The sequence below is a fragment of the Cupriavidus sp. 05N40 genome (genome assembly GCF_056397305.1).
In genome coordinates this window covers 24472-46501 of the sequence record NZ_JBFTND010000084.1, presented here as the reverse complement: position 1 = coordinate 46501, position 22030 = coordinate 24472, and the positions used below count along the sequence as shown (strand labels likewise).

Below are 22030 nucleotides of genomic sequence, written 5' to 3'. Positions count from 1 at the left end.
GTCGACGAGCGTGCCACGCTCACCAATATGGTGGCGGAACTGGGCGGCTTCACCGGCATCGTCGCGCCGGACGACAAGACCGTGGCCTTCCTCAAGGCGCGGCGCGGCGTGGATTTCGTCGTCGAGGACTGGATGCGCAGCGATGCCGGCGCCAGCTACCGCGACGTGATCCGCATCGATGCGGCCGCCATCACGCCCATGGTGGCGCGGCCCGGCGATCCCGGCAACGGCGTGGCGGCGCAGGCGCTGGGCGAGGCCGTGCCGGTGGATATTGCCTACGGCGGCTCCTGCACGGCCGGCAAGCGCGAAGATTTCGACTATTACCACGAGGTGCTGCGCTGGGGTCTGGAGCACGGCCTCAAGGTATCGCCACGCACGCGGCTGTACCTGCAATTCGGCACGCTGGGCGTGCGCGAGTATTGCGAGGCGCGCGGCTACCTGGAGACCTTTGACGCCGCCGGCGCCACGCTGGTGATGCCGGGCTGCGGCTCTTGCGCCAATTGCGGCCCCGGTGCGTCCACCAGCGGCGAGCAGGTCACCATCAGCGCCATCAACCGCAACTTCCCGGGCCGTTCGGGCCCGGGGCAGGTCTGGCTGGCCAGCCCCTACACGGTGGCGGCCAGCGCGCTGGCAGGGCAGATCAGCACCYTCGGGCAACTGCAGGCGCGCGCCCGCGAGGAGGCAGCGCCGGCCTAGCCTGAGTTTCACGCCACCGGCCCGCACCCGCGCGGGCCGGGTTCCCCAGAGCCGGGCAGCAGATTCCGGCCGGACCACAAGACACCGGAGACACCCATGTTCCATATCCCAAGCCGCGCCACGCGCGCGGCCGGGCGGCTGCTTGCCGCCCTTGCCCTGGCCTGCGGCGTGGCGGCCGCGCATGCCGCCGGCGCTTATCCCGCCAAGACCGTGCGCCTGATCGTGCCGAACTCGCCGGGCTCCACCGCGGACCTGGTTGCGCGCGTGGTTGCCGAGGGCATGGGGCACGATCTCGGGCAACCGTTCTATGTGGAGAACATCGCCGGCGCGGCCGGCATTCCGGGCACGCGCCAACTGGTGGGGGCCGCCGCCGACGGCTACACGCTGGCCGTGGTCTCCTCCAACCATGCCATCAACCCCGGCCTGTATCCCAACCTGCCCTACGACAGTCTCAAGGACATCAGCCCGGTGGCGCTGATCGGCACCACGCCGCTGGTGCTGGTGGTTGGCGCCGGCTCGCCGTACAAGACCGCGCAGGCGCTGATCGCGGCGGCGCGGGCGCAGCCGGGCCAGTTGACCTACGGCTCGTCGGGCAAGGGCAGCGTGCTTCATCTGGCGGGCGAGTTGCTCAAGTCCAGGGCCGGCATCGACATGCTCCATGTGCCCTACAAGGGGGTCAATACGCTCTTGACCGATGTGCTGGGCGGGCAGATCAGCGCCGCCTTCCTGGCCTCCCCGTCGGCGCTGCCGCAGATCAAGGCCGGCAAGCTGCGCGCGCTCGCCGTGAGCACGCCGGCGCGGCTGGAAAGCCTGCCGGGGGTGCCCACGCTGGCCGAGGCCGGCGTCAAGGACTATGCGTACGACGCCTGGATCGCGCTGGTCGGCCCGGCCGGCCTGCCCGTCGAGGTGTCCGCACGCCTGCAGCAGTCCATGGCAAAGGCGCTCGCCACCCCCAAGGCGCGCGAGCTGTTTGCCGCGCAGGGCTTCGTGGTCAGGGGCGCCGGCGCCGACGAAACGGCGCGCACCATCCGCGACGAAGTGGGCCGTAGCCGCGCCCTGATCAAGAGCGCATCGATCGCGGTGGACTGACGGCGGCAGGCGGGGGCCGCGCGCCGCACGCCGCACGCTGCCTCAGGCCCCCAGCACTTCCTCGCAGATCGAGAACCACGCGCGCGCCGCGTGGGACAGGTAGCGTCCCGGCGACCAGATATGCGCCAGCGCCCAGTCCATCGCGGGTTCGGTCAGGCGCGCCACGGCGAGCTTGTCGTCGAGCTGGACCCTGGCCAGCAGCGGCTGCGGCAGAAAGGTGGTGCCGAGCCCGGCCGCCGCCATCGAGGCGAGGAAATCCCAGTGCCCGCTTTGCGCCACGATGCGCGGCTCCACGCGGGCCTCCATGAAGGCCACGCGCAGCTTGCGCGTGAGCGAGAAGTCGTCGGTCAGCAGCAGCAGCGGCTCGTCGCGCAGCGCCGCCAGGCTGACGGTCTTGTTCCTGGCCCAGCCTGCCTTGCGCGGCCCTGCCACCCAGATCGGGTACTTGGCAAACTCGCGCGTCGCGAGCGCCAGGCCACTGTCGCCGGGCAGCACGGTCGCGCCGACCTCCAGTTCGCCGTTGGCCACCTGTTGTTCCACCGTATGCCCGCCATGCTCGGCCAGGCTCAGTTCCAGGTTGGGGTAGCGCTGGCGGAAGGCGCTCACCGCGGGGGTGAAGAAGAGGTTGGCCATCGGCGGAATGCCCACCGTGAGCTGGCCCCGCCCCAGCGAGGAAAGATCGGCCACCTCCAGCGTGAGCCGGTGCACCACGCCCAGCGCCTCCTGCCCGCGCTCGTAGACCACGCGCCCCACATCGGTCAGCCGTACCTGCTTGCCCTCGCGGATCAGCAGTGGCTGGCCGATCTCGTCCTCCAGCTGGCGCACCATCTTGCTGATGGTGGACTGGGTGACGAACAGGGAGGTGGCCGCCTGGGTGAAGCTCTGCAGGCGCACGGTCTCGACGAAATAGCGTAGGGCGCGGATATCGATGGGCACGGGCGGCTTCCTGATCCATGAAAAAAGCGAATGTGATCGTCAATTTTAAATCATGTTCGGAATGAGCGCCAGTTGGCTACACTTCCATTCCACCGCTCTTCTACAGGTTTGCGTCATGGCTTGGCCGAGCGCACGGCAATGGCTCTTTTCACTGAAGGCATTCGCCGCCTCGATGCTCGCGCTCTATATCGCGCTGGCGCTGGGTTTGCCCCGCCCTTACTGGGCCATGGCAACCGTCTATTTCGTTTCCCACCCGCTGACCGGGGCCACGCGCTCCAAGGCCGCCTACCGCGTGGCGGGCACGCTGCTTGGCGCCACCGGCGCCGTCGCCACGGTGCCGCTGCTGGTCAACGAACCGGTGCTGCTGATGGCTGCCATCGCGCTGTGGACCGGCGCCCTGCTGTATTTCTCGCTACTGCAGCGCACGCCGCGCAGCTATATCTTCCTGCTGGCCGCGTACACGCTGCCCATCGTGGCGCTGCCCGCCGTCAGCGAGCCCGCCCAGGTCTTCGCCATTGCCGTGGCGCGCATCGAAGAGATCGTGGTCGGCATCCTGTGCGCCGGGCTGGTCGGCTCGATCGTCTTCCCGGCCAAGGTGGCGCCGGCGCTGCGCGCCCGTTCCGCCACCTGGCTGGCCGATGCCGCGCTGTGGGCAACCGACATGCTCTCGCCCGAGCCCGACGCCAATGCCTCGCGCCACGGCAGCCGGCACCGCCTGGCCACCGACATCCTCGCGCTCGACCAGCTGATCGCGCAGCTTTCCTACGATACCGAGAGCGCCGACACATTGCGCCATGCGCGCGCCTTGCGCGAGCGCATGACCATGCTGCTGCCGGTGCTGTCCTCGCTGGCAGGATTGCTGCAGGCGCTGCGCGCCCATGCGCACGGCATGCCGGCGCAGCTCGCGCGCCAGATGGCCGACATGCGCGCCTGGATCCATGCCGGCTTCCACGGGCCGGCGCCCGCGCTCGGGCCGGCGGCCGCGCCCTGGCGCGAATACGGCAAGGCGCCGGGCTGGCATGCCGGCCTGGTGGCCACCGCCAACGATCAGCTGCGCACGCTCGCGGCGCTGTGCGAAGACTGCCACGCCCTGCAGCGCGGCATCGGCGACCAGCGCGGGGCGRGCCAGGCCGCCGCGCCGGTGCTGCGCTACCGCGCCCGCGCGGCGGACCGGGCGCACCATCACGACCACGGCATGCTGCTGTACTACGCCTGCTCGACCAGCCTCGCGGTGTTCTGCGCGGGCCTGCTGTGGATCGCCTCGGGCTGGGAAGACGGTGCCGGCGCCGTGGTGGTGGCCACCATCACCAGCTGCTTCTTCGCCACCGTCGAGGAGCCCAGGCCGGTGGCGCGCGCCTTCATGCGCTGGAGCGTGATCTGCTTCCTGGTGTCGTGCTTCTACCTGTTCCTGGTGGTGCCGCAGGCCCATAACTTCGAGACGCTGGTCGGCATGCTGGCGGTGCCCTATATGGCCATCGGCATGCTGATCTCGCGTCCCGGCTTCAACCTCATCGCCATGCTGCTGTCGGTCAATACGGCATCGTTCGGCAACTTCCAGAGTGTCTACGACGCCAACTTCCTCGGCACCTTCAATACGAGCCTGGCCAGCGTGGGCGRCATGCTGTTCGCGCCGCTGTGGTTCATGGCGACGCGGCCGTTCGGCGCGCGCGTGGCCGCGCACCGGCTGATCCGCGCCAGCTGGAAGGACCTGGCGCAAGCCGCCACGCGCGGGGAAGCGCCCGAGCAGGCCCGGCTCGGCAGCCGCATGCTGGACCGCCTCGGCCAGCTGGTGCCGCGCCTGGCGGCCAGCGACGACAAGATGTCCACCGACGGCTTCGCCGAACTGCAGGTCGGCTTCGGCGCGCTGGCGCTGCAGCGCAACCTGGCGGCGCTGCGTCCGGCCGCGCGGCGCGCGGTCACGCGCGTGCTCAACGGCGCCGCCGCGCATTTCCGCGCGCGCCTGAAAGCCGGGCACGCGATGGCGCCGCCCGAGGCGCTGTCCGCGCGCATCGACAAGGCCATCGGCGAGGTCGCGGCGCAGGCCGATGGCGTGGACGATGGCGTGGACAATGCGGCCGCCGGCGATGCGGTGCGCGAGACGCTGGCCGCGCTGGTCGCCCTGCAGGTCACGCTCTACCACGCCCAGCCGCACGCGCCCACTGGCAAGGTACCCGCGCCGCCGGCGCTGCCGCGCGCGCCGGTGGAGAAACCATGCTGAGCGCCGAGATCGATGTCTACGGCGTGTTCGTGCCCAGCCTGCTCGCGCTGATGCTGGTCAGCTTCGCCATGACCGCCTGCCTGCGCGCGCTGCTCGCCCGCGCTGGCTTCTACCGGCTGGTCTGGCACCGTTCCCTCTTCAACCTCGCCCTCTACCTGATCGTGCTCGGCGGCGTGGTCGCCCTGGCCCGCTGGCTGCAATCATGAAAATCAAGTTCCGTTTGTTGGTCCCCGTGGCGCTGACCTTGCTGGCTACGGTGGCAGCGCTGTTTGTCGTCAGGCATTTGTGGGACTACTACACCGTGGCGCCGTGGACGCGCGACGGCCACGTGCGTGCCGACGTGGTGCAGGTCGCGCCTGACGTGTCGGGCCTGGTCACGCAGATCCTGGTCAGGGACAACCAGCGCGTGCGGCGCGGCCAGGTGCTGTTCGTGATCGACCAGGACCGCTACCGGCTGGCGCTGCAGCAAGCGCAGGCCAACGCGGCCGCCTTGCGCGCGACGCTGGCGCAGGCGCGCCGCGAGGCCGCGCGCAACCACGCGCTGAGCGAGGTGGTCGCCACCGAGGTGGTGGAGGAAGGGCAGGCCCGCGTGCAGGAAGGCGAAGCGGCGCTGGCGCAGGCCGAGGCCGCGGTCGGGGTGGCGCGCCTGAACCTGGCGCGCACCAGCGTGGCCAGCCCGGTCGACGGTATCCTGAACGATCGCCTGCCGCGCCTGGGCGACTATGTAAGCACCGGCCGCCCGGTGCTGTCGATGGTCGATGCGGGCTCCTTCCATGTGGAAGGGTATTTCGAGGAGACCAAGCTGCACCGCATCCGCATCGGCAGCCCGGTAGCGGTGCGCATCATGGGCGAGCACGTCACGCTGCACGGCCACGTGCAGAGCATTGCAGCCGGCATCGAGGACCGCGACCGCAGCAGCGGCGCCAACCTGCTGCCCAATGTGAATCCCACCTTCAACTGGGTGCGGCTGGCGCAGCGTATCCCGGTGCGTATCGTGCTGGACGACGTCCCGGCCGACATGCAGCTCGYCTCGGGCCGCACGGCCACGGTGTCGGTGGCCGTGCCGCGCCAGGTCGTGGCCGCGCGGCGCGCACCCCCCGGCGACGGTGCCAGCGGGAGTGCGGCGCAATGAGCAAGCTCCGCCTGGCATGGCTGCCGGCGGTGATGCCGCTGCTGTTCGCCTGCACCACGGTCGGCCCCGACTACAAGGTGCCCGCGCACGCGATGATGCGCGCGCCCGAGGCCAATGGCCCGCTGCGGGGCACGCAGGATGCGGCGGTATCGGTGGCCGCCGTGCCGGACGACTGGTGGCGGCTCTATGACGACCCCAGGCTCGACCGGCTGGTGCGGCAGGCCCTCGCTGCCAATACCAGCGTGCGCGTGGCCGCCGCTAACCTGCGGCGCGCCGTGGCGGTCTACCACGAGGTGGAGGCCGAGAACCTGCCGCAGGCGGCGATCTCCGCCAAGGCCGAACGCGCGCAGGTGGCTGGCGAGAGTTTCCTGCTCAAGGAAAAGGTCCCGGTCTTCAGCCTCGGCGATGTCGGTTTCGCGGTGTCTTACCTGGTGGATTTTTTCGGCAAGCTCGCGCGCGCCGACGAGGCCGCGCTGGCCAGTGCCGAAGCCAGCCAGGCCGCGCTCGACATGACGCGCGTCGGCGTGGTGGCGCAGACCGTGCGTGCCTATGTGCAGGGCTGCGCCGCCACGCATGAACTCGACGTCGCCGGGCAGCAGCTTGCGCTGCAGGAGCGCGGCGCGGAAATTACCGGCAAGCTGGTCGCCGCCGGCCGCGGCCAGCCCGCCGATCTGCTGCGCGCGCGCGCGCAGGCCGAGACCTTGCGCGCCGCGCTGCCGCGCTTCAAGGCGGAGCAGGAAGGCGCCGCCTGGCGCCTCGCCGTCATGCTCGGCAAGCCACCCGGCGCGCTGCCTGAAGCGGAGTTCGCCTGCCATGAAGAGCCGAGGCTGCGGCAACCCTTGCCTGTCGGCGACGGCGCCGCGCTGCTCAGGCGCCGGCCCGACATCCGCCAGGCCGAGCGCGAGCTCGCCTCGGCCACCGCCAGGATCGGCGTGGCGACCGCCGATCTCTATCCCTCGATCCGCATCGGCGCATCCGCCGGCTTCAGCGGCATCCTCGGCGACCTCGGCAGCGGGCCCACGGCGCGCTGGGGCATCGGGCCGCTGATCACCTGGAACCTGCCGACCAACGGCGTGCGGCCACGCATTCACGCGATGGAAGCGGGTGCCGACGCCGCGCTGGCCAGTTTCGACGGCGTCGTGCTGAAGGCGCTGCAGGAAACGCAGGGCGCGCTCAGCGACTACACGCGCGAGCTGGAGCGCAACCATTCGCTGCGCGTGGCGCGCGATGACGCGCAAGAGGCCGCGCGGCAACACCGCCAGCTGTATCAGGCCGGGCGCACGCCGTATCKGTCCAGCCTCGATGCCGACCGGACGCTGGCAGCGGCAGAGGCGGCGCTGGCCGCGTCGGACAGCCAGGTGGCGATGGACCAGGTCAATCTGTTCCTGGCGCTCGGGGGCGGCTGGCAGAACAGCCCGAAGGTGGCGCAGAACACAGGCGAGCATCACTGACCGCGCGGAGGCGTTGCTGCGTGGGGCGCGCCCGGCTGCGCCGGCATGGCAGAGCCGCGGCCAATACTGTGAAAATTCCGACTGGAATGCAGAATATTAATTCATCACGGGAATGCTAGGCGATGGCTACACTGTCGTCTGTACCGCGCTTCCGACCGCGCCGGTACATGCAAAAAGGCGAAACAGACGACATGCGGGACGCAGATCCGCCTATCCCGCTCCACCACAAGTGGAAAGTGCCGCCCATTCTGGACTCCAGCAGCAATCATGAACAAGAAGCTCTTCACGACCCTCGTTTCCGCAGCCGCTTTTGGCCTTTGCGTCATGGCATCGACGCAAGCCAGTGCACAGGGTCCGAAAGATAGCACCAGTGCCGGCGACAAGTACGGCTACAACCTGCACAACGGCAAGCGCGACCCGTTCACCGACGGCGCCCGCGCGAATGACCGCCGCGACCCGTTTACCGACGGTGCGCGCGTCAATGACCGCCGCGATGCGTTCACCGATGGCGCCCATGGCGCCGCGGCGCTCGACCTGGCTGGCCGCGACCTGACCGGTGTGTCGGCAACGCCGTCCCACAGCGGCGTGGCAGGCAAAGCCAGCGCCTGACCGGCGCAACCGGCCCGGCCCCGGGAATCCTCCGCCCGGGGCCGGGCCGGCCGGCGAGACCGCTGCCGCCGCGTTGCGCGCAGATTGTCCCTGGCCACGCCACGCCACGCAGTTCACCGCAGTTCACCGCAGTCCCCCGCAGTCCCCCGCAGTACCAACCAACAGTCTCACCCTCCCCATGATTTCCCTGAACAAGATCGTGCTGTCGCTGGCAAGCGTCTCGGCACTCGCTGCATCATTGCCGGCATTGGCCGGTCCCGACTGGACCGTGATMGAACGCGCRCGCGCCCAGAAGCAGGCGCAGGCCAGGCGGGCAAGCGCGCAGGCGCGCTGCCCCTTGCAAGCGCAGGGGGCGGCGGCACCGGCCGCGCCGTCGGCCGTGCCCGCCGCCACAGCCGCGACCGCGCCCAGCGTCACGCCCTGAGCGTGAGACCGGCCGGATCGCAAGGCGCGCGCGGGCGCACGCTCGCGGCCAGCAAGGTGCCCGCCGGGATTCGATCGCGTAGTCACCCGCCTTGACGGCGTAGCGACGGCGCAATGAAAAGGAAAGCGGGAAGGGCTGGAAGGGCGGGAAGGGCGGGAAGGGAGAAGCCGGCGCGGCGGGCTTTACGGCCGCCGCGCAGCAAGTGGCGCCTGGATCGGGTCGGACCGGCAGAACCAGGGGCGCCGTCCGGTCAGCGCCGCCAGGCAAGGAAGTGCCTCAGGGCTTCTTCTCCGCGATTACCATCCACGACACGCCGAAGCGATCGGCGGTCATGCCGAAGCGGTGCGCGAAAAAGGTCTCGCCCAACGGCATCTGGACCTGGCCGCCTTCGGCCAGCCCGTTGAAGACGCGGTCCGCGGCAGCCGCATCGGGCACGCTTACCGACAGCGCGATGCCTTCGAAGCTCGGCTTGCCGCTGCAACGGCCGTCGGACATCATCACCGTGCTTTCGCCGATGCGCATGGCCATGTGCATCACCTTCTCTGCGTCGCCGGGGGCGGGCGCGCATCCCTCGGGCGCGCCTGCCGGTTGCGGCGGCGCTTCCTTGAAGCGCATCAGCATTTCGACTTTCGCGTCCAGTACGCGCTTGTAGAACTCCGCCGCTTCCTCGCAGCGGCCTTCGAAGAACAGGTAGGGTTGGACCAGCATTTTGTCTCCTTATGGCGTTCTCAGGGTCGTTCGGGATCGAGCGGCATCGGCACCGATGCATGCTCGTGCACCACCAGCCACCGGCCGGCGATCTTGCGAAAACACAAGGTGGCGCGCACCCAGGCCTCCTGCGGCGCGCCGCCCTGGGGGTGCTGGTCACACGCTGCGTCGATATTGCGCCGGATTTCGCCGGATTGCGTGATGGGCGCCGCTGCTGTGATCCGGCCACATCGTTGTGTACACTGTCCACTACCATAGTCGAGAAAATGGACGCTGTCCACATGGAGGAAAAATGACGGGTGCCAAGCGCACTTCCGGCACCGCGGGCCGGGCGGCTGGCAAGGGTGCCGCCGCCATGTCGGAACCAGGCGAGGCGGCGCAATCCGCACCTGCGGCGGTACCCCCGGACGCGCCGGCCGGCGCTCCGGCCCGCAATACGTATCGCCATGGCGACCTGCGGCGCGCGCTGCTCGATGCCGGCATGGACCTGGCGCGCGACGGCGGCCCGGATGCGGTCGTGCTGCGCGAGGCCACGCGGCGTGCCGGCGTGGTGCCCAATGCCGCGTACCGGCACTTCGCCAGCCGCCACGACCTGCTGCAGGCGGTGCGCTTCGCGGCCTTGTCGGCGCTGGCCATGGCGATCGAGGCCGATCTCGCCGAGGTCGACGGGACAGCGCCGCCAGCGGATGCGGCGCGCGCCAGCCTGCGCGCGGTCGGCACCGGCTATATGCGTTTCGCCCTGGCCGAGCCGGGGCTGTTCCGCACGGCCTTTTCCGTGCCGGGCGAACTGCGCGGCGTGCCCATGCCGGCCAGGGAAGGCGACAGCGGCCTGAACCCGTTCGAGCTGCTGGGCGCGGCGCTCGACAAGATGACCGCCGCCGGCCTGCTACCCGCTGCGCGCCGGCCCGGCGCGGAATACCTGGCGTGGTCCGCGGTGCACGGCCTGTCCATGCTGGTCATCGACGGGCCGCTGCACTTGCTGGCGCAGGCGCCGGGGCAGGCCTACGACATCGGGCAGCGGCTGATCGACATGGTGGAGACGGGCCTGCAGGGCGAGGGCGGCGACCCGCGTTAGCGCTGTACCGCCCACCGGCGCCGGGTACCCGTGGCCCGTCACGCCTGTCCGGCTGCCGTTGGCGCGGCGCTCCGGTGCAACAGGACCGGGACCGACTTGGAGGTCGGCGTATTGCATCCGTCGGCTACGCTGCCCAGTGGCACCAGCGGATTCGTCTCCGGATAATAGGCGCCGATGCATCCGCGCGGGATGTCGTACTCGACCAGAAGGAAGCCATCGGCGCGGCGCTCGATATTGTCTTCCCAGACCGTGGTCATATCGATCCATTCGCCGGCCTTCAGGCCGAGCATTGCAAGGTCGTCGCGGTTGATGAAGACGACGCGCCGCTGGCCGAACACGCCGCGATACCGATCGTCGAGCGCATACACCGTGGTGTTGTACTGGTCATGCGACCGCGTGGTCATCAGCGTCATCAGCCGTTCCCCGTACGCCTCGCGCGCACGCGCGATGGGCGAGTCCGGGGTCAGTGCATTGACCAGGAACACCGCCTTTCCCGAGGGCGTGTGCCACTCCCGCTCCCGCGCGGGCACCCGCAGGTGGAATCCGCCTGGATGCGCGATGCGCGCGTTGTAATCCTCCGGCGGGCACGCCCCGCCGGTTGTCGCAAATCCTCCGGCACCAGCTTTTGGCGCCAGCGCCAGGCTATCCAGCGGTATGTTGGTGGCCACCGGTGTCTCGCTGTTCCTCGTGCGAGAGGTTCCCCTTCGCGTCCTATACTCAGTCACGAAGGGATGCGGCAGTGGTATGCGTGAGGCGATCGCGAGTTCAGCGGCACGCCTGRCTTTTCACACCGACTACAAGGTCCGAGGGGATTGCCATGTTTCTCTATGAGAAATTGCCATTGTTTGTGTTTGAGATAGAGGCATGTGACAACCTGAAATACGTGCCCATGTGTCTCCGCTTCAATCTGGATTTTTACGGATACACATTCTCCCTTTTGGAATGGCAAGCCCTTCCCGTCGAGGCCCGTGAGGCGCTCGCCGGTTTTCCACCCGCCACGGCCGGCAACGCGGGTGATTTTGCCTCCAGCCTCCGGGACATCATGCAGAAGCACCTTAACAAGGTGCCAGAGACATTCCCGCCGGATGCTCAGGCGGCATGGCTCCAGGCTTCGAAAATACCTGACTCGGTCCTGGCGCAGTACGCCTTGGCCGAACTGGCGCCGATTACCGGGGAGGCTTGGTCCGGGCTTTCGATCCTCAAGCGATATGTGCTGACGAAGATGTCCCTGAGAGGGGTGAGGAACCATTGCTTTGTTCCCGCGCTGCTGGAGTTCGGGCTGGTCAGGTCAGGCATCGCAGATGCATAGACCGTGCTTCTGGCCCGGCACGGGCGACTCGTGATTCCAGATTCCCGATTCCCGATTCCCGATTCCYGGTGGGCGTGACCTGCCGGGCAGCGGCGGCCGACGCTGCTGCAGCGGAGCCGATGCGGAGAAAGCGGTTTTTCCTTGCTTCAAATATCGGCTGATGGCCAGCAGTGATTTGACCATCCGGGACATTCAATTTACATTTCGGGAGAGTCAGCGAACCCACGATTTCGGCAATGGCCTACTATCTCCGCAGTGCCAGTCTCACCCACTATGTCGAGGTGGCGCGCGCCGTCGGCCTTGATCCCTATCAGCAGCTAAGGGCGGCGAAGATCAGCCGTGCGGCGCTGCTGGATCCCGACATCCGGCTGGCGGCCGGACTGGTGGGGCGGCTGCTGGATATGTCCGCCAAGGCGGCCCGGGTTGACGACTTCGGCCTGCGCATGGCCGAGTTGCGAGAATTCTCGAATCTCGGGCCACTCGCCTTCGTGGTGCGGGAGGAGCCGACATTGCGCCGTGCGCTGGACTCCATGGTCCGCTATATGGGCCTGCAAAACGAAGCGCTGGCCATGCGCGTCGAAGAGTCCGAGGGCATGGTGATGATCCACCTGCAGGTCCTGAGTGACGAGCCCGGTACGCTGCGCCAGGCCACGGATCTGGCCGTAGGCGTGGTGTTCCGCATGCTGAGCTTGTTCCTGGGCGCATCGTGGCGTCCGCGCAGCATCTGCTTCACAAGCGCCGCGCCTGCCAGCACGGCCACGTACCTGCGCGTTTTCGGCATGCCGGTGCAGTTCAACCAGGACTTCGACGGCATCATCTGCGTGGCGTCCGACCTGGAGTCGCCCTTGCCCTCCTATGATCCGGTGATGGCGCAGCAAGTGAAGCAGTATCTCGGCACGCTGCTTGCGCAGGCCAACACCACCATGCCCGACAAGGTGAAGAAGCTGGTCTACGCCTTGCTCCCGTCCGGCGTCTGCTCGGTCGAGCGCGTGGCGCAGTTCCTCGGCGTGGACCGCCGCACGGTGCACCGGCGTCTGGCGCAGGAGGAGGCAACGTACTCCGGCATCGTCAACGACGTGCGCGCCGGCCTGGTGATCCCGTATATCGAAAACCGCGGGCGTCCGCTTTCGGAGGTGGCCACGTTGCTGGGTTTCTCTTCGCTGAGCGCGTTCTCGCGCTGGTTCGGCGGCCAGTTCGGCTGCAGTGTTTCGCAATGGCGGGCGCAGGCGCGGACCGTAAGGCACGGGGATGCCGGCCAATAGATCTCCGTCCGTTTGTGCGGTGCCCATGCACGGCGTTTGCGCCATCGCCCTGGGCGGCCCCGCCTGCAAGCAAAACGCGACCGCACGGGTGTATCACTGTTGATACAGCGTAGAAGTTATCCGTTTCGCCGACGCGTTTCGCGAGTGCTGTTTTGCCCGCAAGTAAGATTTGCAATAAGCCGGAACGCAAACTAAGGTTGTGATCTCGGAGTAGCGTGCAAGGCGAAGCGCGGGGCTGAGGAGAACGGACATGGCAAACGCGAAAAAGGCGGCTGAACACGAGCAAGCCACCGGGGACCGGCTAGGCAACAAGGAATACCTGAAGGAACTCCGGCGCTTGCATATCGAACTGGTCAAGCTGCAGGCATGGGTGCTGGCGACCGGCTGCAAGGTCTGCATCGTGTTCGAAGGCCGCGACGGCGCGGGAAAGGGCGGCACCATCAAGGCCCTCACGGAGCGCGTGAGTCCGCGCGTGTTCCGCGTGGTTGCCTTGCCGGCCCCCACGGAGCGCGAGAAGAGCCAGATGTACGTTCAGCGGTACATCTCGCACCTTCCCGCCGCCGGCGAAGTGGTGATCTTCGACCGCAGCTGGTACAACCGCGCTGGCGTGGAGCGGGTCATGGGATTCTGCTCCGAGGAGCAGGCCGAAGCGTTCCTGAGGGCCGTGCCCCTGGTCGAGAAGGCCATTATCGGTTCCGGTGTCATCCTGTTGAAATACTGGCTTGAGGTAAGCGAGGAGGAGCAGACGCGCCGCCTTGCGTCGCGCATCGACGATGGCCGCAAGACCTGGAAGCTCACGGATATGGACTTGAAATCCTACAGCCGCTGGTATGACTATTCCCGCGCGCGCGACAAGATGTTCCTCGCCAGCGATACAGACTACGCGCCCTGGTACGTGGCCAACTCGAACGACAAGCGGCGCGCCCGCCTCAACATCATCAGCCACGTGCTGGACAAGATTCCCTACGAGGCCGTGCCGCACAAGAAGGTGAAGCTGCCGGCGCGGCAAAAATCCGGCGGCTACAAGGAGGCGGATTATCCTTACAGGCATGTCCCCGAGCGGTTCTGACGGCGTCGGCCTCCGGACTGCACCCGGTTCGCGCACCAGCGCCCCCTTGATGTCAGCACCAGCGAGATCATCATGCCGGACGATTCCATCCCGGAGCCATCGCTGCCCGCCCGCGTGACACTGCGCGACGGGCGGCAGATTCTGCTGCGCCAGATCGGCGGACAAGACAAGGCAGCCCTGCTGGCCGCCTTCCACCGCCTATCGGTGGATTCCCGCTATACGCGATTCATGGCCTCCATGCGGGAACTGCCGGACGCCATGCTCGAATCGGCAACCCACCCGATGCCGGAGCGCGAGTTCGCGCTGGTGGCCGTCACAGGCAATGGCGAGGCAGAGGTCATCGTCGGCGGCGCGCGCTATGCCGCGGGTCCTGGCAGCGAGGTCTGCGAATTCGCCGTGACGATCGACGACAACTGGCATGGGCTGGGACTGGYGCGGCACCTCATGCAAACGTTGATTGGTGCCGCGAGCGCGCGGGGATACCGATGGATGGAGGGCTTCGTGTTGTCTTCCAACCATTCCATGCGCGGCCTTGCGCGCCGGCTCGGCTTCGACGATACGCCATGCCCCGACGATGCCATGCTGCGCGTGGTCAAGCTCCGGCTTGCGGTGCCGGCCGGGGCCGGCATCGCCCCTGGATAAGCCGCGGCGCGCCAGCCGCGCACAGGCCTGAGCGCGAACTGCAGCACGAACCGGTGGCGCGGGGTCGCGCGCAACGAGGGGAGCCGATCGATGAGCATACTGGACCTGCTGCGCCGGCGCGAGCCGGGCGCGCACGAGCAAGGCAAGCGCGACAAGCGGAGCAAGCACGAGATTGCCGAGATGACGGAGCGCGTCCTCGGCCTGAGTCCGCGCCTGCGCCTGGTGCCGCACTACCAGAAACGGCTCGGGCCGAAGATCGGGCTGGCGCTGGACGTTGTCCGCGGGCTGGCGGCGGGCCTTCCTGCGCCGCGCGAAGCCAGCGCGGTGGCGTGGGGATCGGATCCCTACATCCATGCCTTTTTCGGTACGGCGCACGATGTGGAGCTTGCCTTCAGCCGCTCAGCGGACCTGCGCGAGTTCTTCGAGCACGCACCGGACGCGCGGGAGGCCTATGCGGTGCTGGGCATGGCGATGGCCGAGCGGCACACGCTGGGCGTCGCGCTGGAGGGAGACGTGATGCGCACCGATGTGCAGCAAACCACGATCTGCTTCAGCGATCACCAGGTGCGGATCTGTGGCCGGACTGACGCCGGGCTGCGCGAGGAGATCGTGCGGCGAATGCTGGATCAGCTGGCGCTGGAGGGCCTGGCCCGGTTTGCCGCCGGCATGTCGCGGCGCAATGTGATCGAACGTGAGCTGGAGCTCCTGAAGGCGCGCTTGCATCTGCTGGAGCGGCGGGGCACCGGTATGCGCTCGGTGGTGGGGGGCGGTAGCGAAGTGGCGCCCGCGGAACATGCCAGGCTGCGCGAACAGATCGAGGAAAACGCTCAGGAACTCGCCCGGCTCGGCGTGGCATCCGATGCCCTGGAGCGCCAGATCGACGGACTCGGCGAAGTGTTCGAGGAGGCGGGTTCGCGGTTCTCCCTGGAGCACCGGAACATCCGCCTGAGCCGGATGAATGTGCTGCTGCCGGAACAGAGCACGGCACCGGGMGATGCAATCGATCTGCAAAGCGCCCGGGTCCCGGGCGATCCGCCGCTGGTGCGCACCTTTGCCCTGGTGCGCTTTGCGCGCGCCGGCATGCTGTCTCCGATGTCGCTCCTCGATGAAGCGGAGCGCCTGTTGTAGTGCACGCCCCGGATGCGCGCCGCAAGACCGGTCGAACAGTTCGCCGCGGCATGCTCTGCGGTCGCACTTGTGGATGGATCGCTGCCTGTGCGCTGGCGGTGACACGGCACACCTGTTTGCGCGAAACACGGCATCGAAAAAATGCAGTACGAGAATTCGGCAAGAAGCACGAGAATGATCTAAAACACACATGAGGGCGAGGGTCCCCAGGAAAAGCGGAGCCATGAGCTCCACGGGGCTCATCGATTTTCGGCAAGCGCAGATGGAGCCCCGCGGCGAGTTGACGCACCGGCACCGCGCCCTGCACCGCGGCGTACGGCAGAAAAGAAGTGATTCCACAGGATCTTGGGGGTGGGAGTCGTGATGAACAATAAACAACGAAGCTATCGCTACGTTTGCCTGTTGCTTGCGACTATCCTTGTCGCCGCCTGCCAGAAAGAGAAGCCACCACCTCCCGCCGCGGTCGCGACCGAGGTGGGCATCGTCACGGTGGCACTGCGCGACGTCCCGGTGGTGTTCGAGTTTGTCGGCGAGACGCAAAGCTCCCAGCAGGTCGAGATCCGCGCCCGCGTCAACGGGTTCCTCGAGCAGCGCCTCTACACAGAAGGCTCGCTGGTCAAGAAGGGCGACCTGCTGTTCCGGATGGACCAGAAGCCATTCCAGGCCGCGCTGACCGCGGCGGAGGCCGAACTGGCGCAACAGCAGGCCCGGCTCAGCACGGCGCGCGCCAATCTCAACCGCGTGCGGCCGCTTGCCRCGAAGAATGCACTGAGCCAGAAGGACCTCGACGACTCGGTCGGGCAGGAGCAGGCGGCCGCGGCGGCGGTCGAGGCGGCCCGCGCCAATGTTGTCAACGCCAAGCTCAATCTTGGCTATACGACGATCACCTCACCGGTGAATGGCTTGTCCAGTTTTGCGAAGAGGCAGGTCGGCTCGTATATCGACCCAACCAATAGCCTGCTGACCTATGTGGCGAAGCTCGATCCGATGTGGGTGAATTTCAGCCTGTCGGAAAACGAGGTGCTCCAGTCGCGCTCGCAGCAGCAGTCCGGTTCGCTGAAGCTGCCGGAGCGCGGGGCGCTCGAGGTCGAGATCGTCCTGGCCGACGGCACGGTGTACGGCAGCCGGGGCAGGATTGCCTTTGCCGACGCGTCGTTCAACGCGGATACCGGCACGTACCTCGTGCGCGCCGAAATGGCCAACCCGCAGGGCTTGTTGCGTCCGGGCCAGTTTGTCAGGGTCAGGCTGATTGGCGCGCAGCGGACCCAGGCGGTCGCCGTGCCGCAGGAGGCGGTGATCCAGGGCCAGCGCGGCGAGTCGGTCTGGACGGTCGACAAGGACAACAAGGCGCAGTCTCGCGTGGTCGAGGTCGGCGAGTGGTCGGGCGACAACTGGGTGATCCGCTCGGGCTTGCGGCCCGGTGACATGGTGATTGTGAATGGCGCCACCCGCCTGGCGCCCGGCGCCCCGGTGAAGCCAGTCCCGGCGGCAGCAAAGGGTGGGGCGGGCGCGCATGCCGCCAGCGCTCCCGCCGCCGGCAGCGAGGGTCGCAAGCCATGAAGATCTCCCATTTCTTCATCGACCGGCCGATCTTCGCTTCGGTGCTGTCGATCATCATCGTGGTCGGCGGACTGGTTGCCATGTTCAATCTGCCGGTGGCCCAGTTCCCGGAGATCACGCCGCCGACCATCACCGTATCGACCACCTATCCTGGCGCCAGTGCCGAGGTGGTGGCGCAGAATGTCGCGGCGCCGATCGAGCAGCAGGTCAACGGCGCCGACAACATGCTCTACATGTCGTCCACGAGTTCCTCCACGGGGAACATGACGCTGACGGTCTTTTTCGAGATCGGGACCGACCCGTCGCTGGCGCAGGTGGATGTCCAGAATCGTGTCAACCTCGCGCTTCCGACGCTCCCGGACGCTGTCACGAAGCAAGGGGTTTCCGTGCAGAAGCGGTCCTCGGCCTTCATGATGGTCATCGCGGTCTACTCTCCGGATAACAGCTACCCGCAGAACTTCGTCGACAACTACACCAATATCTACGTGCTGGATGCGCTCAAGCGTATCCCGGGGGCCAACCAGGCATCGATCTTCGGCACGCCGGACTACGCCATGCGCATCTGGTTGCGACCCGACAGGATGGCGCGGCTGGGCATCACGGTGGATGACGTCAAGAACGCCGTCAGCGCGCAGAACCAGCAGTTCTCCGCGGGGCGCATCGGGCAGGCGCCGACGGCCGGCCCGGTCAAGCAGACCTTCCCGGTTGCCACCAAGGGCCGCATGACCGAGCCCGAGGATTTCGAGAACATCATCCTGCGCGCGGCCTCGAGCGGAGCGGCGCTGGTGCGGCTCAAGGACATCGGCCGGGCGGAGCTCGGCTCGAAGGACTATTCCCTGCGCAGCCGCTACAAGGGCAAGACCGCGACGCTGCTTGCCGTGTACCAGCAGCCGGGAGCCAACGCGCTGGCGGTGGCCGCCGGGGTGAAGAAGACGCTTGCCGACCTCAAGAAGAGCTTCCCTCCGGGCCTGCAGTACGAAATCGCCCTCGACACCACCGAGTTTGTCCAGGAATCCATCAACGAGGTGATCCACACGCTGGCGGAGGCGGTGATCCTGGTGATCCTGGTGGTCTATCTCTTCCTGCAAAGCTTCCGGGCGACGCTGGTGCCGATCCTGGCGGTGCCGRTGTCGATCATCGGCGCCTTCACGGCGATGTCGGCGTTGGGCTTCTCCGTGAACATGCTCACGCTGTTTGGCATGGTGCTGGCCATCGGCATCGTGGTGGACGATGCGATCGTGGTGATCGAGAACGTCGAGCGCAATATGGTGGAGTTCAAGATGCCGCCCAAGGAGGCGGCCAAGGCCGCCATGGACGAGGTCGGTGGTCCGGTGGTCGCCATCGTGCTGGTCTTGCTGGCGGTCTTCATACCGGTGGCGTTTCTCTCGGGCATCACCGGCCAGCTCTACAAGCAGTTCGCCATCACGCTCGCCGTTTCCGTGCTGCTGTCCGGCGTGGTGGCACYGACGCTTTCCCCGGCCCTGGCGGCCATCCTGCTCAAGCCCGGCGAGCATGAGAAGAACCGGTTCTTCCGCTGGTTCAACAAGTCCTTCGACCGGATGGTGGAGGGGTACGGCAGCACGGTGCAGCTGGTGATCAAGCGGGTCGTCATCTCGCTGAGCCTGGTTGTCGTGATGATCGTCGTCAGCGTCTTGATGTTCACCCGCATCCCATCGTCCTTCCTCCCGGTGGAGGACCAGGGCTATCTGCTGGGCGCGGTGATCCTGCCGGACGCGGCGAGCCTCGACAGGACCAGCGAACTCTCGAAGCGGGCGGAAGAATGGCTCGCCCGCCAGCCCGGCGTGAAATCCGTGGCGACGCCGGACGGCTATAGCCTGATCGATTCCCAGAACAAGACCAACGCCGGCACGCTGTTTGTCACGCTCAAGGGCTTCAAGGAGCGCGGGAAGGGCGAGAGCGCCGAGGACCTGATCGTCAAGGCCACCCGGGAATTCTCCACGTACCGGGAGGGCCTGGTCATCCCGGTCAATCCGCCCTCCATTCCCGGACTCGGCGCCACGGGCGGCTTCGAATTCTGGCTGCAGAGCACGGGAGACGGCACGTATCAACAGCTTGAAGACAGGGTACGTGCCTTTATCGCCAAGGCGCGGCAGCGCCCCGAGTTGCGTGGCGTCAGTACCACCATCAATACGCGCTCGCGCCAGTTCCTGGTCGATGTGGATCGCGAACGCTCGGAAACGCAGGGGGTGCCGGTGGAACAGGTCTACTCGGCGCTGCAGACCATGTTCGGCTCGCTCTATGTCAGCCAGTTTCCCAAGAACAGCCGGCTGTTCCAGGTCATCCTGCAGGCCGAGCCCGAGTTCCGCTCCCGGCCGGAGGATATCGAAAAGCTCTACACGCGCAACGCGAAGGGCGACATGGTGCCGATCAAGGCGGTGACGACCTCGCGCTATGTGGCCGGCGCCGATCTGGTGACGCGATTCAATAATTTCCCGGCGGCCAAGATCACCGGCGATGCGGCGCCGGGATACAGCTCCGGCCAGGCCCTTGCCGCGATGGAGGAGGTGGCCGGCGAGGTGCTCGGCGAAGGGTATAGCTATGGCTGGAGCGGGCAGGCCTTCGAGGAGAAGAAGGCCGGGTCCACCGCCACCATGGTGTTTGGCTTCGCCCTGTTGATGGTGTTCCTGATCCTGGCCGCGCAGTACGAGAAATGGTCCCTGCCGCTTGGCGTGCTGCTCGCCGTGCCGTTCGCGCTGTTCGGCGCGCTGGTGGGCATCCTGATACGCGGCATGGAGAACGATGTGTACTTCCAGATCGGTCTTACCGTGCTGATTGCGCTGGCGGCGAAGAACGCCATCCTGATCTTCGAGTTCGCGGTGGAGATGCTCCACAAGGAGCACCTCAGTCCGTATGAGGCGGCGGTGAAGGCCGCCAAGCTGCGCCTGCGGCCGATCATCATGACGTCGCTGGCCTTCATCCTCGGGTGCATTCCGCTGGCGATCGCCTCCGGCGCGTCCGCGGCGAGCCGGCGCTCGCTCGGGACCGGGGTCATCGGCGGGATGCTGGGGGCCACGGTCATTGCCATCTTCTTCATCCCGATGTTCTTCTGGGGCCTGGAAGCCAGGGCGGCCAGGAAGGCCGCGGGGAGCGCGCCGGCGGCGCCGGCGCCCACTCCCCGTCCGGAGACGCCGGCATCGAGCGGAGGGGAGTCATGAAACCCGCCCGGAGGCGGCAGCTTGCCGCGGCCGGCGCGCTCGTGCTGGCGGGCTGCGCGGTCGGGCCGGACTACCAGCGCCCGGCGCTGGACGTGCCGGACGCGTACCGCTTTGCCCAGTCCGGCGCCGACGCAAACGCCGACGCAAACGCCAACGCCAACGCCAATGCCAGCGCCAATGCCAGCGCCAGCGCCAGCGCCAATGCCAATGCCAATGCCAATGCCAACGCGATCCCTGCCATCGACATGCACTGGTGGACCCAGTTCAACGATCCGGTGCTTGACGACCTCATCGCCAAGGCGCTGGCGCAGAACAAGGACATCCTGATCGCGCTGGCGCGTGTCGAGGAATACTACGGGCGGCTGATGTCGACTCGCGCCGGGCTCTTTCCGCAGGTCGGCGCGGAGATCGGCGGTGGCCGCCAGCGTCTGGCCACCGGGGCGGGCAACGTCGTACCTGTCAATAATCCGTTCAACCAGGTGCGGGCGGACGTATTCGCTACCTGGGAGATCGACCTGTTCGGGCGGCTCCGGCGGCAGACCGAGTCGGCACGCGCGCAGTGGGTCGCCACCGGCGAGGCCAGGCGGAGCACCCAGGTCAGCGTGGTGGCGGCGGTAGCCACGGGCTACATCAGCCTGCGCGACCTGGACAACCGCTTGCTGATCGCCCAGCAGACGCTGGCCAGTCGGCAAGGCGCGCTGACCTTGTTCCAGCAGCGCTTCGAAGGCGGCGTGGTGTCCGAACTCGAGGTCAGCCAGGCGCAGTCGGAATACGCGTCGGCGCTCACCTCCGTGGCGCTCTACGAGCAGCTCGTCGCGCAGCAGGAAAACCTGCTGTCGGTCCTGGTCGGCCAGAATCCGGCCGACATCCAGCGCGGCAAGTCCATCGGCGAGCTGACTTCGCCCGAGATTCCCGCCGGGCTGCCGTCGGCGCTGCTTGAACAGCGTCCGGACCTGCTGCAGGCCGAACAGCAACTGATCGCGGCCAACGCGCAGATCGGCGCGGCGCGCGCCGAGTACTTTCCCACGATCTCCCTGACCGGACTGTTCGGCGCGGCAAGCACGGCCTTGTCCGGCTTGTGGGTGGGCTCGGCGCGCACGTGGTCATTCGCGGGCGCCGTGAGCATGCCGATCTTCACTGCCGGCGGCATCGCGGGGGATGTCAAGCAAGCCGAAGCGCGCCAGCAGCAGGCGCTGTTCGCGTATCAGCAGGCGATCCAGACGGCCTTCCAGGAAGTCGCGGACGCGCTGGTGGGGGTGCAACGCACGCGCGAGCAGCGCGCGGCGAAGGATACGCAAGTGGACGCGCTGCAGCGCTATGTGTCGCTTGCGCAGGATCGCTATGAGGGCGGCTACACGAGCTACCTCGAAGTGCTGGATTCCCAGCGCGCGCTGTTCAATGCGCAGCTGGACCAGTCAAGCCTGCGCGGCTCGGAGTTCGGGTTGATGGTCTCGCTCTACAAGTCGCTGGGTGCCGGGTGGCCGCTGCAGCAGGCCGACACACTGGCAAACGGCAAATGAGCGAGCCCGGGGCAGTTGCAATGAAG

20 protein-coding genes and 1 pseudogene are annotated in these 22030 nt (G+C 67.6%); 17 read left to right on the top strand and 4 right to left on the bottom strand.

The window, feature by feature from the left end:
* Together AC1DO7_RS20285 and AC1DO7_RS20280 are read left to right on the top strand one after the other, a co-directional pair.
* Positions 1-696: aconitase family protein (locus AC1DO7_RS20285; RefSeq protein WP_477116504.1), on the top strand; the 696-nt coding region annotated here is incomplete at its 5' end.
* A 96-nt stretch (positions 697-792) separates the two neighbouring features.
* On the top strand, positions 793-1785 hold the full coding sequence (locus tag AC1DO7_RS20280) for a Bug family tripartite tricarboxylate transporter substrate binding protein (RefSeq protein ID WP_441614486.1): 993 nt from the start codon (positions 793-795) through the stop codon (positions 1783-1785).
* A gap of 42 nt (positions 1786-1827) precedes the next feature.
* Here the strand turns inward: AC1DO7_RS20280 and AC1DO7_RS20275 are convergent, their stop codons facing one another.
* Positions 1828-2721, bottom strand: a complete 894-nt coding sequence (locus AC1DO7_RS20275; protein WP_441614484.1) for a LysR family transcriptional regulator — start codon at positions 2719-2721, stop codon at positions 1828-1830.
* A 115-nt stretch (positions 2722-2836) separates the two neighbouring features.
* On the opposite strand from AC1DO7_RS20275, the gene AC1DO7_RS20270 reads away from it, so the two are divergent.
* The 6 genes from AC1DO7_RS20270 to AC1DO7_RS20245 all read left to right on the top strand — a co-directional run bounded on the left by AC1DO7_RS20270 (position 2837) and on the right by AC1DO7_RS20245 (position 8555).
* Positions 2837-4939 (top strand): FUSC family protein, encoded by a 2103-nt coding sequence (locus AC1DO7_RS20270; protein WP_477116503.1) that lies wholly within the window; start codon positions 2837-2839, stop codon positions 4937-4939.
* Entirely contained in the window at positions 4933-5145 is a 213-nt protein-coding gene (locus AC1DO7_RS20265; protein ID WP_441614480.1) for a DUF1656 domain-containing protein, read from the top strand. The genes AC1DO7_RS20270 and AC1DO7_RS20265 overlap by 7 nt, the downstream gene beginning before the upstream one ends.
* Positions 5142-6071: an efflux RND transporter periplasmic adaptor subunit gene (locus tag AC1DO7_RS20260; RefSeq protein ID WP_477116502.1), complete on the top strand. Its 930-nt coding sequence runs from the start codon at positions 5142-5144 to the stop codon at positions 6069-6071. Before AC1DO7_RS20265 ends, AC1DO7_RS20260 begins: the two co-directional genes overlap by 4 nt.
* The gene (locus AC1DO7_RS20255) at positions 6068-7522 is read left to right on the top strand and encodes an efflux transporter outer membrane subunit (RefSeq protein ID WP_477116501.1); all 1455 of its coding nucleotides are present in this window, start codon (positions 6068-6070) and stop codon (positions 7520-7522) included. Before AC1DO7_RS20260 ends, AC1DO7_RS20255 begins: the two co-directional genes overlap by 4 nt.
* Before the next feature lie 267 nt (positions 7523-7789).
* Complete coding sequence (locus AC1DO7_RS20250) at positions 7790-8131, top strand: hypothetical protein (RefSeq protein WP_441614475.1); 342 nt, start codon at positions 7790-7792, stop codon at positions 8129-8131.
* A gap of 178 nt (positions 8132-8309) precedes the next feature.
* A complete protein-coding gene (locus AC1DO7_RS20245; RefSeq protein ID WP_441614473.1) occupies positions 8310-8555 on the top strand; it encodes a hypothetical protein in 246 nt (81 codons plus the stop codon).
* A 276-nt stretch (positions 8556-8831) separates the two neighbouring features.
* Here AC1DO7_RS20245 and AC1DO7_RS20240 read toward each other — a convergent pair whose 3' ends face one another.
* Entirely contained in the window at positions 8832-9263 is a 432-nt protein-coding gene (locus tag AC1DO7_RS20240; RefSeq protein ID WP_441614471.1) for a VOC family protein, read from the bottom strand.
* Positions 9264-9283: 20 nt separating this feature from the next.
* Positions 9284-9448, bottom strand: a complete 165-nt coding sequence (locus AC1DO7_RS20235; protein ID WP_441614746.1) for a nuclear transport factor 2 family protein — start codon at positions 9446-9448, stop codon at positions 9284-9286.
* Positions 9449-9618: 170 nt separating this feature from the next.
* Between AC1DO7_RS20235 and AC1DO7_RS20230 the strand changes: the two genes are divergently transcribed.
* Positions 9619-10338, top strand: a complete 720-nt coding sequence (locus AC1DO7_RS20230; protein ID WP_441614744.1) for a TetR/AcrR family transcriptional regulator — start codon at positions 9619-9621, stop codon at positions 10336-10338.
* Between the two features lie 38 nt (positions 10339-10376).
* Here AC1DO7_RS20230 and AC1DO7_RS20225 read toward each other — a convergent pair.
* Positions 10377-10913 (bottom strand): annotated as a pseudogene (locus AC1DO7_RS20225) (molybdopterin dinucleotide binding domain-containing protein); the annotation flags it as partial.
* A gap of 242 nt (positions 10914-11155) precedes the next feature.
* Here AC1DO7_RS20225 and AC1DO7_RS20220 point away from each other — a divergent pair.
* From AC1DO7_RS20220 to AC1DO7_RS20185, 8 genes are all read left to right on the top strand, one after another.
* Complete coding sequence (locus AC1DO7_RS20220; protein ID WP_441614469.1) at positions 11156-11647, top strand: nitrate reductase associated protein; 492 nt, start codon at positions 11156-11158, stop codon at positions 11645-11647.
* Between the two features lie 236 nt (positions 11648-11883).
* The gene (locus tag AC1DO7_RS20215; RefSeq protein WP_441614467.1) at positions 11884-12909 is read left to right on the top strand and encodes an AraC family transcriptional regulator; all 1026 of its coding nucleotides are present in this window, start codon (positions 11884-11886) and stop codon (positions 12907-12909) included.
* A gap of 250 nt (positions 12910-13159) precedes the next feature.
* On the top strand, positions 13160-13978 hold the full coding sequence (gene ppk2 / locus AC1DO7_RS20210; protein WP_441650417.1) for a polyphosphate kinase 2: 819 nt from the start codon (positions 13160-13162) through the stop codon (positions 13976-13978).
* Between the two features lie 72 nt (positions 13979-14050).
* Positions 14051-14620 (top strand): N-acetyltransferase family protein, encoded by a 570-nt coding sequence (locus AC1DO7_RS20205; RefSeq protein WP_477116500.1) that lies wholly within the window; start codon positions 14051-14053, stop codon positions 14618-14620.
* Between the two features lie 90 nt (positions 14621-14710).
* A complete protein-coding gene (locus AC1DO7_RS20200; RefSeq protein ID WP_441614461.1) occupies positions 14711-15748 on the top strand; it encodes a hypothetical protein in 1038 nt (345 codons plus the stop codon).
* A gap of 363 nt (positions 15749-16111) precedes the next feature.
* Positions 16112-17308, top strand: coding sequence for an efflux RND transporter periplasmic adaptor subunit (locus tag AC1DO7_RS20195; protein WP_477116499.1), 1197 nt, complete (start codon positions 16112-16114; stop codon positions 17306-17308).
* Entirely contained in the window at positions 17305-20484 is a 3180-nt protein-coding gene (locus AC1DO7_RS20190) for an efflux RND transporter permease subunit (protein WP_477116498.1), read from the top strand. The genes AC1DO7_RS20195 and AC1DO7_RS20190 overlap by 4 nt, the downstream gene beginning before the upstream one ends.
* Positions 20481-22004 (top strand): efflux transporter outer membrane subunit, encoded by a 1524-nt coding sequence (locus AC1DO7_RS20185; RefSeq protein WP_441614457.1) that lies wholly within the window; start codon positions 20481-20483, stop codon positions 22002-22004. Before AC1DO7_RS20190 ends, AC1DO7_RS20185 begins: the two co-directional genes overlap by 4 nt.
* Positions 22005-22030: the final 26 nt, after the last annotated feature.

Bases quoted from the DNA above. Each gene is read 5' to 3' on its own strand.
- AC1DO7_RS20280 (WP_441614486.1), top strand. From the start codon at position 793: ATGTTCCATATCCCAAGCCGCGCCACGCGCGCGGCCGGGCGGCTGCTT.
- AC1DO7_RS20265 (WP_441614480.1), top strand. From the start codon at position 4,933: ATGCTGAGCGCCGAGATCGATGTCTACGGCGTGTTCGTGCCCAGCCTG.
- AC1DO7_RS20250 (WP_441614475.1), top strand. From the start codon at position 7,790: ATGAACAAGAAGCTCTTCACGACCCTCGTTTCCGCAGCCGCTTTTGGC.
- AC1DO7_RS20240 (WP_441614471.1), bottom strand. From the start codon at position 9,263: ATGCTGGTCCAACCCTACCTGTTCTTCGAAGGCCGCTGCGAGGAAGCG.
- AC1DO7_RS20230 (WP_441614744.1), top strand. From the start codon at position 9,619: ATGTCGGAACCAGGCGAGGCGGCGCAATCCGCACCTGCGGCGGTACCC.
- AC1DO7_RS20220 (WP_441614469.1), top strand. From the start codon at position 11,156: ATGTTTCTCTATGAGAAATTGCCATTGTTTGTGTTTGAGATAGAGGCA.
- AC1DO7_RS20215 (WP_441614467.1), top strand. From the start codon at position 11,884: ATGGCCTACTATCTCCGCAGTGCCAGTCTCACCCACTATGTCGAGGTG.
- ppk2 (WP_441650417.1), top strand. From the start codon at position 13,160: ATGGCAAACGCGAAAAAGGCGGCTGAACACGAGCAAGCCACCGGGGAC.
- AC1DO7_RS20185 (WP_441614457.1), top strand. From the start codon at position 20,481: ATGAAACCCGCCCGGAGGCGGCAGCTTGCCGCGGCCGGCGCGCTCGTG.